Source organism: Acinetobacter sp. neg1 (assembly GCF_000788125.1).
GTDB lineage: Bacteria > Pseudomonadota > Gammaproteobacteria > Pseudomonadales > Moraxellaceae > Acinetobacter > Acinetobacter vivianii.
On the sequence record NZ_JSZD01000010.1, the window covers coordinates 78,482 to 90,559 of the forward strand.

Here is a 12,078-nt window from a genome sequence, read left to right on the forward strand (position 1 = left end):
TATTCTTAATGATCTGTATCGCTCGCCAATCAATATGGGCAAGCTCAAATTAAAATTCGTCTTAGACAATACCGAACCATGTAAATGCAGCAATCACTACAAATACAGCTAAGGTCTTAATCACGGTCACTGCAAAAATATCTTTATAGGATTGTTTATGGGTCAAGCCTGTCACCGCGAGTAAGGTAATCACGGCACCATTATGTGGAAGCGTGTCCATACCACCTGATGCCATCGCTACCACACGATGCATCACTTCGGGTGGAATGCCCGCAGCCACAATGGCAGCGTTATAAGTCTCTGCCATCGCACTCAAGGCAATACTCATCCCGCCTGAAGCCGAACCCGTAATCCCAGCTAATACCGTTGTCGTCACCGCACCATTCACCAACGGATTGGTAAAGGTTGTACCAAGTGCATGACTGATCAAAGCAAAGCCTGGCAATGCCGCAATGATCGCACCAAAACCATATTCAGAAGCAGTATTCATCACTGCCAGCAATGAACCGCCAATACTTGCATTCACACCTTCTTTAAAGTTGGTTACCACACGCTGATAATCAAACAAGATCGCGGCAATAATCCCGACGATCAAGGCCAAGCCGACAGCCCAGATTGCGCCTGTTTTTGCCACATCCACGCTGTAATTCGCTAAACCAATTGCATTAAAATCAAAACCATTCGGATACCATTCTTTGATTGCCGTAGACAGATAACGGTTCATGACTGCAACCAGAATCAACGGAACAAAGGCCATACATTGACGTAATGCTGAACCATGAGTCGGCGTTGATGCCTCAACATCGGCAGTTGCTGGCGTGACTTTATCCTCAGCAGCAAATCCCGCATAACCCTCGCCTGCACGCGCCGCAGCTTTACGACGTGACTCCAGATAGAGTAGCCCCATACCCAAGACGAAGATCGCTCCAATCACACCGAGAAAGGGTGCGGCATAAATATTGGTACCAAAAAATGTGGTTGGAATCACGTTCTGAATTTGTGGTGTACCCGGCAGTGCATCCATGGTGAATGTAAATGCGCCTAAGGCAATAGTGCCCGGAATTAAACGTTTTGGAATATTGGCCTGTTGGAACAACTGATTGGCAAATGGATAGATCGCAAATACCGCCACAAATAGGCTGACACCGCTATACGTCAGAATAGCACCGAGCAAAACCACAGTTAAAATGGCTTTTTTAGCGCCAATCCAGTTCACAATAGTACGGGCAATGGACTCGGCAATACCTGACATTTCCACCACTTTGCCAAAGATCGCACCCAGTAAGAACACCAAGAAATAGTCTTTGATAAAATTGACCATTTTTGGCATAAAAACGCCTGAATAAAACGGCAGCACATTGGCGGGGTTAATCAGAAAAACCGCCAACAACGCGCACAACGGCGCCATCAAAATCACGGAAAAGCCACGATAGGCGGTGTACATCAACAAGCCTAAAGACAGCAGAATGACAAATAAGTCCCACATATTCTTTTACTCCATTTTCAAGAATATATGTCAGGGTCAACCAAATATTTTTTTTATACTGTGGTGGTTATCCTAACCATAAAAATTTTAATACTGCCTACTGCAGCACATAAATCACAACAAAGACGCACACTAAAAACGTATTTTAAAATAGCATTAAAATCATAAAAAACAACATCATTAAAACAAAATAAATAATTTAAATTATGATTAAAAATCAATAATATAATAAAATACACTGTAATAAATTTAATTGATTAATAAAACAAATTAACTATTCAAAAATACTCATCAATCCCATAAAAGTATATTTAGATCTTTATTTTAAAATTCATTTTTCGATATTTAGAGAGAATTAAGCAATAATCTGACGACGACTTATTTTAAATAAACAGCTTGCTATGTAATACCAAATTAACAAAAATGCCAGTCACAAGGTGCGGTTTTTTTTATAAATTACACCATATAAATCAAAAACTTTCCGCATAGGTCTTCCACCATGACTTTAAAGCAACTCAAGGCATTTCTGGCTTTGACCCGTACTCTGAATTATGCAAATGCCTCTGCTGAATTGCATCTCAGCCAGTCTGCTTTAAGTTTGAGTATCAAATCACTGGAAGAAGAACTGGGTGGCAAACTGTTTAAACGCAACACGCGTCGCGTTGAACTGACACAGGAAGGCAAATCGCTGATTCCTTATGCCAAGAAATTACTGGCAAATTGGGAAGATATGGAAAAGGACGTTAAACAACGTTTTAAACTGAATCGCGGCACACTCAATATTGCTTCGATGCCCTTTGTCACGCATGCGATTTTGCCGCAGGTGATCCATAGCTTTTTAGCCAAACATCCCAATATCAGCTTTTCCATTCATGATATTCCCAATGAAAAAGTCCTAGAAAATGTACAGGATGGTATTTTTGAAATTGGCATTTGCTTTGAACCACCACGCAATGATCAACTGGAATTTAAGCCGTTATTTGAAGAAGACTTTCTTGCCTTGCTCCCCAAAACACATCCACTGGCAAGTGCAGATTCAATCAGTTGGAAACAACTGTGTGCCAATCCTTTTGTAACTTTACAGCACCCCTCGATTGTGCGGCACCTGATTGAAGAAAACTGTCTTAAAAACCATCTGACTTTGGATTTAAAAGTCGAATGCCATCAGATCAGTTCCCTCTCCAGCTTTGTTGCACTTGATATGGGGGTTAGTGCCATTCCGCGCCATTTTCAAAACTTTATCGACAAGGAACATAATGTCTTGATTGAGATTGAAGATGGAAAATTGCCTCAGGCAATCGGCATTGTCTATAAAAAGGATTTCGAGCTTTCCAATATTTCAGCCGAGTTTCTCGAAATCCTCTTACAGCATGATTTTGGCTAAGCCTCTCTGTAACTTGGCGAAGACAGTTTAATCTCGGTATCTCATTTGATTTTGAACAAGATCGATCGATTTCGTTTTATTAATGAGTTTCCCTCATTAATCCTTTAAAAATTTAAACTTCTGTAAATAAGTCCCGAATGCTAAAACTAATAAAAACCAGGGAATTTACAGGTGAAAAAATGAATAAAGTCTATTCAACGGCTGCACTGGCATTACAAGATGTCGTGAAAGATCAACAGACCTTTGCAGTTGGCGGTTTTGGTTTATGCGGTATTCCTGAGGCTTTGATTCAGGCCCTGAAAGAAAGTGGTGTGACAGGTCTCACCTGTATTTCCAATAATGCAGGCATTGATGATTTTGGCTTAGGTGTATTGCTCAAGACCCGACAAATTAAAAAAATGATTTCTTCTTATGTGGGTGAAAATAAAGAATTCGAACGCCAATATCTAAACGGCGAACTGGAAGTTGAACTCACCCCACAAGGGACATTGGCCGAAAAATTACGTGCTGGTGGTGCAGGTATTCCTGCCTTTTATACCGCAACAGGTGCAGGCACTTTAGTGGCTGAAGGTAAGGAACAACGCGAATTTAATGGTCGTACTTACATCCTTGAACCATCACTGACCGCAGATGTAGCACTGGTCAAAGCCTATAAGGCAGATAAAGCGGGCAATCTGGTGTTCCGTAAAACCGCACAAAACTTCAATCCTGAATGTGCGATGGCAGGAAAGATCACCATTGCCGAAGTGGAACAGATTGTTGAAATCGGCGAACTTGATCCAGATGAAATCCATTTAGCAGGGATCTATGTTAATCGTGTGGTGCTGAATGCCACACCAGAAAAACGGATCGAACAAAAAACGCTAAAGCACAGGACGCATAATCATGGCATGGACACGTGAACAAATGGCACAACGTGCCGCACAAGAATTACAAGATGGTTTCTACGTCAATCTCGGCATTGGCCTTCCCACACTGGTTGCCAACTACATTCCAGAGGATATCGATGTCTGGTTGCAATCAGAAAACGGTTTGCTTGGGATTGGTGAATTTCCAACAGAACAGCAACTTGATCCTGATTTAATTAATGCAGGTAAACAAACCGTTACAGCTCGTGCAGGTGCTGCATTTTTCTCAAGCAGCGAATCCTTCGCCATGATTCGTGGTGGACATGTCAATATCGCGATTCTGGGTGCAATGGAAGTCTCTGAACAGGGCGACTTGGCTAACTGGATGATTCCGGGCAAGAAAGTAAAAGGTATGGGCGGTGCCATGGATCTGGTCGCAGGCGTACAGCGCGTGGTGGTCTTGATGGAACACAATGCCAAAGATGGGACTGCCAAAATCGTTAAACAATGCAGCTTGCCATTAACAGGCCAAAAAGTGGTGCATCGTATTATTACCGACTTGGGTGTTCTGGATGTTGTTGCAGAAGGCATCAAACTGGTGGAACTGGCACCTGATGTGACTGAACAACAGATTCAGGATGCAACGGGCGTCGAGCTGTTGATTGAAGCCAAAGTCTAATCACACACTCTCTTTTTATTTTTAATTGAAGTGATGCTTTTCCGAGCATCACTTTTAGCCGTTTTTAGGCAGCAAAAATTCATTTAGGACAAATGGATTTCATATCACAACATCGAAGATGGATGCTTAAGATGAGTAAACAACCTGCCCTATTGGAACGTTTCGCGTTACGTATCAGTAACTGGTCAGAGAAATGGTTTCCTGACTCTTATATTTTTGCCTTACTTGGTGTCATTATTGTTTCATTTGCTGCGATCTGTATCGGTGCCCCCGTACAGGATGTTGCCAGTTCATTTGGAAATGGCTTCTGGAGTCTAATTCCTTTTACCTTGCAAATGACCATGTTAATCATTGTCGGTTATGTGGTTTCTGTTTCTGCACCTGTGAAAAAACTGATTCAGATGATGGCACGTATTCCACATTCAGGACGTAGTGCCATTGTCCTAGTTGCCACCACAAGTCTACTTATTTCACTGGTCAATTGGGCAGTCAGTACCATTTTGACCGCTTTATTGGTGATCGCGCTAGCAAAGCGTAAAGAACTTAATATGGATTATCGTGCTGCTGCCGCTGCTGCGATTATTGGCATGGGTGCAACGTGGGCATTGGGAATCAGTTCATCTGCCGCTCAATTACAGGCCAATAAAGCCAGCCTACCCGAATCAATCTATAACCTGACAGGTGTGATTCCATTTACTGAAACCATTTTCCTGTGGCAGTCTTTGGTGATGACCTTGATCTTGGTAATTGTCTCGATTGCGATTGCCTATTGGTCTGCACCCAAAGGTAACAATGTGAAGACCATGCAGGATTTTGAGCTAAGTTTTGATGAAGAAGAAAAAACTGAAGTTAAATCGACTCGACCAGGCGACTGGCTGGAGAACTCACCGTTATTAACCATTATTGTAGTGGCGTTAGGCTTGATCTGGATGTTTATCGAGTTTTCCAAGACCAATCCGATCATTGCCATTTCCAGTCTCAACACCTATAACTTTGTATTTTTAATGCTGGGACTTGCTTTACACCGTACACCACGTAACTTCCTGAACGCCGTCAGTCAGGCTGTTCCTGCTGTGTCGGGGATTCTGATTCAGTTCCCGCTCTACGGCAGTATCGCCTTTATTATGACGCAAGCCTTGAACGGTGAAGACCTATCGTTATCGCACTACATTGCAGAGTTCTTTGTCTCGATTGCCTCGAAAGAAACTTTTGCCATTGTGATGGGCATTTATTCTGCGGTACTGGGTTTCTTTGTCCCATCAGGCGGTGGTAAATGGATTATTGAAGCGCCTTATGTGATGCAGGCGGCCAATGATCTACAAGTGCATTTAGGTTGGTCGGTACAGATCTATAATGCTGCGGAAGCTTTGCCCAACCTCATCAACCCATTCTTTATGTTGCCAATGCTAGGGATTTTAAAACTCAAGGCCAAAGATGTGATTGGTTTTACCGTCACACAACTGATTGTTCATCTACCTCTGGTTCTGTTCTTATTATGGATTTTAGGTAGAACCTTAACCTATACCCCACCGGTAATGTAAACACACTATCTTTTTCTTCCTCAGGTTTCATTCACCTTGATCAGAATGAAACCTGAAGCGACTTTAATGAACCTTCTAACGCGCGTTGTTCTAAAACAAAGCTAAGCTAAATTCTGATGGTGGTTTCAATCCACGCCAAAAAACTGTGCTATTTTTAAGCAAATTGCACCACTATTCACCAAAATTACAAATTAATTTCTAAATTGGTGCACTTTTTGCATTATCTATTTCATCAAATTGGGTTGTTTCACTACAGCCTGAATTTTTAGATTTACTAAATCCTTTTTGGTGCAAAAAATGAATCAAATATATGCGCCAGAATCGAATTTAGCACTTTTTTTGAGCACCACTATGCAAAACGTAGATCTATTTTTCTTACTGCTCGGTGCAGTACTGGTATTGGCAATGCATGCTGGCTTTGCGTTTCTGGAACTAGGCACAGTACGCCATAAAAACCAGGTCAATGCCTTAAGTAAAATCCTAACCGATTTCGCTATTTCAGCAATTGCCTATTTCTTTGTCGGCTACTGGATTGCCTATGGTCAAAACTTCTTCCATGCAGGCAGCACTTTAGCCTCGGATCATGGCTATAACCTGATGCGCTGTTTCTTCTTGCTGACCTTTGCTGCTGCGATTCCTGCGATTATCTCAGGCGGGATTGCGGAGCGTGCCAAGATGCGCTCGCAAGCCATCGCAACCTTGCTTTTGGTGGCGCTGATCTATCCTTTCTTTGAAGGAATGATCTGGAATGGCAATTATGGTTTGCAAAAGTGGCTCGAGAACTCATTTGGTGCAAGTTTCCATGATTTTGCTGGTTCCGTTGTGGTACATGCCATGGGTGGCTGGATTGCCTTGGCTGCCGTGATTTTGCTGGGCGCGCGTCATGGTCGCTATAAAAATGATGGTCGTGTCAGTGCACACCCGCCTTCATCAATTCCATTCCTTGCTTTAGGTTCATGGATTTTGATTGTGGGTTGGTTTGGCTTTAACGTAATGAGCGCTCAACGGGTTGAGGCGATTTCAGGTCTGGTTGCGATTAACTCGCTCATGGCAATGGTAGGTGGAACGCTTGCAGCAAACTTTATGGGTAAAAATGACCCTGGCTTCTTGCATAATGGTCCATTGGCGGGCCTCGTCGCAATTTGTGCAGGTTCTGACATTGTGCACCCTATTGGTGCGTTATTGATTGGCGGAACCGCTGGTGCACTATTTGTTTACCTTTTTACCTATACCCAAAACAAACTAAAAGTAGACGATGTACTGGGTGTCTGGCCTTTACACGGCGTATGCGGTGCCTTTGGTGGCATTGCCGCGGGAATCTTTGGGCAACAAGCGCTGGGCGGTCTCGGTGGCGTTTCCATTATTTCACAAATTATTGGTACCAGCTTGGGGATTATCGTTGCTCTGGCTGGCGGTTTCCTTGTCTATGGCCTGTTAAAAGCGACACTTGGGCTGCGTCTTTCTCAGGAAGATGAATATCGTGGTGCAGATCTTTCAATTCATAAAATTTCAGCGAACTCAGAAGAATCCATGTTTTAATTTTTAATCTATTTCAAAGCGGCTGATCAAGCCGCTTTTTTTATGAGCACTCAGCAATATCATTTCCGTTTGCTTGCTCTTATTCTGTTCTTGCCCAGCCATACCACCACTTTAACAATGATTCAACTTGCTTAAGATATTCATTCAAATCACTGCTTCTGTTCAATCTCTTAGGAAAATAAGGGTCAAAGTCATGGCATACATTATGCTTTATGTTTCTTGCAACTTTTAATCGGATTTTTCCTTTAAAAAATTGCTTAATTCATCAACAGTTACCATTAACAAAACGGTAAAGAATATCGCTTGAGCAAACGTATTAAATTTTATTAAGATGAAAAATAATGTATTTTTTATGTTTAGAAAGAAAACATTATTTTTCATAACAATGAACGGTTAAACCGCAACAATTACGAATGCAATCATAACGATACAAAAGGAGTTTTGTATATGAAACATAAACGCACCATGACCTCCCTACTTTGTGCAAGCGCGCTGATGTTGGGATTAAGTGCCTGTAGTGACAATAAGGCTCCTGCTGCTGGTGAAAAAGCGGCTGATGGTAATGCCTCATCTTCAGGCACATTAAACAAGATCAAGAGCTCTGGTACGATTGTACTTGGTTATCGTGATTCCTCGATTCCTTTTTCTTACATTGCTTCCAATCCGAATCAGCCAGTCGGTTATGCGCATGACCTGCAACTAAAAGTAGTTGAGGCCGTTAAGCAAAAGCTCAACATGCCAGACCTGAAAATCCGCTATAATCTTGTGACCAGCCAAAACCGTATTCCACTGGTATCGAATGGTACGGTCGATCTGGAATGTGGTTCGACCACCAACAATAAAGAACGTCAGCAACAGGTTGATTTCTCGGTAGGTTTCTTTGAAGTTGGTTCAAGACTGCTGACCGCCAAAAATTCTGGAGTTAAAGATTTTTCAGATTTAAAAGGCAAAAAGCTGGTCACAACGGCGGGAACCACCTCTGAACGCTATATCCGTCAACATCAGCAAGAACTCGGTATTGGCGAAATCATTTCTGCCAAAGACCATGCTGAGTCCTTCCTTATGCTACAAAATGGCCGTGCTGCCGCATTTATGATGGATGATATTTTGCTTGCAGGTGAAAAATCTAAAGCCAAAGATCCAAATCAGTGGGAAATTGTGGGCACAGCGCCAATCCATGAAATCTATGGTTGTATGCTCCGTAAAGGTGACACTGGCTTTAAACAAGTCGTTGATGATGCCATTAAAGCTACTTATGCTTCTGGTGAAATCAATAACATGTATAAGAAATGGTTCCAGCAACCGATTCCACCCAAAAATATTAACCTAGACTTTGCGATGTCTGATCAGCTCAAAGCTCTAATTGCCAATCCACATGATCGGGATGAGTAATTCCCCTCTATAACAAGAATATTATTGCAGAACCGGGGAACAGAGGATGTTCTCCCGTTTCTTCTCAGGAGTTATTATGAATTATAGCTGGAACTGGGGAGTTTTGTGGCAATCGACAGGTATTGGAGACACCACCTACCTGAACTGGATTATAACGGGCCTAGGATGGCTGATCGTGATTGCTATTGTTGCATGGACTATTGCCATGCTGCTGGGCAGTATCCTCGGGATTATGCGCACGCTTCCAAATAAAACAGCCAGAGCCATTGGCACAGCTTATGTGACCTTGTTCCGGAATGTACCGTTACTGGTTCAGTTATTTATCTGGTTTTATGTGGTTCCCAACTTTCTCCCTGCACCCATCAAAAACTGGTGGATGAATGATCTTGGCGCCAATACCACTGCGCTGATTTCGGCAAGTATTGGACTCGGACTCTTTACCGCAGCGCGTGTATGTGAACAGGTACGTACAGGTATTGAAGCCTTACCGACCGGGCAAATTAATGCGGGTTATGCCATGGGATTTTCCACGGTGCAACTGTATCGTTATGTCATTCTGCCACAGTCTTTTCGTACCATTTTACCGCCGTTGAGTTCAGAACTGACCAACTGCGTGAAAAACACGTCAGTTGCATCTTTAGTCGGCGTTGCTGAAATCATTTCACAGATGAAAACCATCAGTGAATACACCCAGAATACGATCGAAATTTACACCTATGTCACTGTGATTTTTATTGTTATCAATATCTGTCTCATCTTTGCCATGAACCTGCTGGAAAAGCGTCTGCGCATTCCTGGTTTAATATCAGGAGGAAAATAGCATGGAATGGTTAACTTCTTTTCTCAGTGATTTACAGCAGTCAGGGCCTGCGCTCTGGCATGGCTTCAGCATTACCTTAAAGGTCGTGGTTGTAGCAACAATCGGGGGAATTGCGATTGGTACCCTCCTCGCCTTGATGCGTCTGTCTTCGATCAGAGTCCTGAATGTGATTGCACAGGCCTATGTCAACCTGTTCCGTTCCATTCCTCTGCTGCTGGTTCTGATGTGGTTTTATTTTGCTGTACCGTTTATTTATACCGCAGCAACAGGCCAATATCTGACCATTGATACCGCACTGGTTTCCAGTATCGTCGCGTTTATGCTGTTTGAAGCTGCTTACTTTTCTGAAATTGTGCGTGCTGGTATCCAGTCTATTCCAAAGGGTCAGGCTGCTGCTGCATCTGCGCTGGGTATGAGTTATGGGCAGTCGATGCGATTGATTATTCTGCCGCAGGCGTTCAGAAAAATGATGCCGCTATTACTTCAGCAGACCATCATCCTGTTTCAGGATTCCACAATGGTCTATGCCATTGGTCTGCTCGACTTTTTCAGAACAAACTATGTTCGTGGAGATTTAATGTCCTTGCTCACTCAATATATTCTATTTGCAGGACTTGTGTACTTTACCATCAGCGCCATTGCGACATTCGCAGTTAAACGTTTACAAAGGAGGTTACGTGTATGAGCGACAATAAAGTAATGATAGACCTCCAAAATGTCAGTAAGTGGTACGACCAGTTTCAGGTACTGACCGATTGCACCACCCAGATCAGTCAAGGTGAAGTGGTCGTAGTCTGTGGTCCATCAGGTTCAGGAAAGTCTACCTTGATTAAAACCGTGAATGGATTAGAGCCATTTCAACAAGGTAAGATCTTTGTCGATAGCGTACCTGTTCATGAGCCTAAAACTGATATGACCAAACTACGTAGTCGTGTCGGCATGGTTTTCCAGCATTTTGAACTGTTTCCTCATCTCAGCATTACCGAGAACCTGACCATCGCCCAGATCAAGGTATTAGGACGTTCAGAAGCGGAGGCCAATAAAAAAGGACTGGCTTATCTGGATCGTGTTGGACTGAGTGCCCATGCCAATAAATACCCGGCCCAGCTTTCAGGTGGACAACAGCAACGGGTTGCGATTGCGCGTGCGTTGAGTATGGACCCGATTGCCATGCTGTTTGATGAACCCACCTCTGCCCTTGATCCTGAAATGATCAATGAAGTACTGGATGTCATGGTCGGATTGGCCAAAGAAGGCATGACCATGATGTGTGTGACCCATGAAATGGGCTTTGCCCGTCAGGTGGCGAACCGGATTATCTTTATGGATCAAGGTAAAATTGTTGAAGACTGCTCCAAAGATGAGTTCTTTGGTACACCACGTGGGGAACGTGCGCAGCAGTTTCTCAATAAAATTTTACATTAACAGATTGATCAAACGATATATAAAGCAGCCTTTAAGGCTGCTTTATGCTGAAATAAAAGCGCTATTTTCTTTGAACAATAAGATCAAAACATGAACCTGTATATAAGGTTTAAACTGCTTTCCTCTCTCACATTTATCCCAACATTTTTTTATATATCTTTAAGAGCAAATTAAGCTTTTAGGAATTAAATACCAAGATCATATTTCCACCGTAACAGCCTGCTCCATGATCTTGAGAACACCTTTTTTCATCTTGACGAGCTTTTTACTTTTTATCAGTTTTTTTATTTTACTGTTTGTATTCCCAGTGGGTGGAGCAATTGACTTACACTTAATTCAGCCTTGGGTCAGCCTACATGGAACCTTTCCTTATAAGAATGACTGGTTTCTCGACAAGCTTAACCATACTTACGTCAAACAACTTTTAACAGCTGTGTATGTCGCTTTCTTCTTTTTATGGTGTGCATCGTTTAAAGTCGAAAAACTGAAACCCCAACGCTGGCAATATGGTTATATGTTTTGGGTCAGTATGCTATGCACCTGCATTGTTGGGTTGCTGAAAGCGCATTCTTCCCAAGCCTGCCCTTGGTATATGACCCATGAAACTGCAACGGGTTTCATTTGGGATTTTTCTGCAACTGCTGGACATTGTTTCCCTGGTGGACATGCCAGCACGGGCTTTGCCCTAATAACGGGTTACTTTGTCTATCGTCTTGATCAAAAACAAAGAGCATGGTTCTATCTTTTTGCTGGAACGCTCATTGGTTTCGCCATGGGCTGGGCACAAATGATGCGTGGTGCACACTTCCTCAGTCATAATCTTTGGACAGCATGGGTCTGCGTTGCAATTAATTTAGTATGTTATACATTCACTTATAAACGTCATCAACAAATAGCAAAGCGCGTTTCAGTACCGTTATAGGTATCTGATGTGGTAAAGTGAATGACAGTGCTCATAGAGCGA

11 protein-coding genes are annotated in these 12,078 nt (G+C 42.7%); 10 read left to right on the forward strand and 1 reads right to left on the reverse strand.

Going from position 1 to position 12,078, the window contains the following annotated elements; genetic code table 11:
* Positions 1-61 precede the first annotated feature (61 nt).
* A complete protein-coding gene (locus tag PJ15_RS08060) occupies positions 62-1,486 on the reverse strand; it encodes a GntP family permease (RefSeq protein ID WP_047429625.1) in 1,425 nt (474 codons plus the stop codon).
* Between the two features lie 499 nt (positions 1,487-1,985).
* Here PJ15_RS08060 and PJ15_RS08065 point away from each other — a divergent pair, with 499 nt between their 5' ends.
* The 10 genes from PJ15_RS08065 (at position 1,986) to PJ15_RS08110 (ending at position 12,036) form a co-directional block, all read left to right on the forward strand.
* Positions 1,986-2,870 (forward strand): LysR family transcriptional regulator, encoded by an 885-nt coding sequence (locus PJ15_RS08065; RefSeq protein WP_004775239.1) that lies wholly within the window; start codon positions 1,986-1,988, stop codon positions 2,868-2,870.
* Between the two features lie 179 nt (positions 2,871-3,049).
* The gene (locus PJ15_RS08070; protein ID WP_047429628.1) at positions 3,050-3,772 is read left to right on the forward strand and encodes a CoA transferase subunit A; all 723 of its coding nucleotides are present in this window, start codon (positions 3,050-3,052) and stop codon (positions 3,770-3,772) included.
* Positions 3,756-4,397, forward strand: a complete 642-nt coding sequence (locus tag PJ15_RS08075) for a CoA transferase subunit B (RefSeq protein WP_004775243.1) — start codon at positions 3,756-3,758, stop codon at positions 4,395-4,397. Before PJ15_RS08070 ends, PJ15_RS08075 begins: the two co-directional genes overlap by 17 nt.
* Positions 4,398-4,528: 131 nt before the next feature.
* Complete coding sequence (locus PJ15_RS08080; RefSeq protein ID WP_047429631.1) at positions 4,529-5,938, forward strand: short-chain fatty acid transporter; 1,410 nt, start codon at positions 4,529-4,531, stop codon at positions 5,936-5,938.
* Between the two features lie 351 nt (positions 5,939-6,289).
* Entirely contained in the window at positions 6,290-7,477 is a 1,188-nt protein-coding gene (locus tag PJ15_RS08085) for an ammonium transporter (protein ID WP_004775246.1), read from the forward strand.
* Between the two features lie 447 nt (positions 7,478-7,924).
* Positions 7,925-8,869 (forward strand): transporter substrate-binding domain-containing protein, encoded by a 945-nt coding sequence (locus tag PJ15_RS08090; RefSeq protein WP_004775248.1) that lies wholly within the window; start codon positions 7,925-7,927, stop codon positions 8,867-8,869.
* Between the two features lie 76 nt (positions 8,870-8,945).
* Positions 8,946-9,689 carry an amino acid ABC transporter permease gene (locus tag PJ15_RS08095; RefSeq protein ID WP_004775249.1) on the forward strand — a complete coding sequence of 248 codons (744 nt, stop codon included), beginning with the start codon at positions 8,946-8,948 and terminating at the stop codon, positions 9,687-9,689.
* A gap of 1 nt (position 9,690) precedes the next feature.
* Entirely contained in the window at positions 9,691-10,374 is a 684-nt protein-coding gene (locus tag PJ15_RS08100; RefSeq protein WP_004775251.1) for an ABC transporter permease subunit, read from the forward strand.
* Between the two features lie 14 nt (positions 10,375-10,388).
* Positions 10,389-11,114: an amino acid ABC transporter ATP-binding protein gene (locus PJ15_RS08105; RefSeq protein WP_171067072.1), complete on the forward strand. Its 726-nt coding sequence runs from the start codon at positions 10,389-10,391 to the stop codon at positions 11,112-11,114.
* A 226-nt stretch (positions 11,115-11,340) separates the two neighbouring features.
* On the forward strand, positions 11,341-12,036 hold the full coding sequence (locus PJ15_RS08110) for a phosphatase PAP2 family protein (protein WP_047429633.1): 696 nt from the start codon (positions 11,341-11,343) through the stop codon (positions 12,034-12,036).
* Positions 12,037-12,078: the final 42 nt, after the last annotated feature.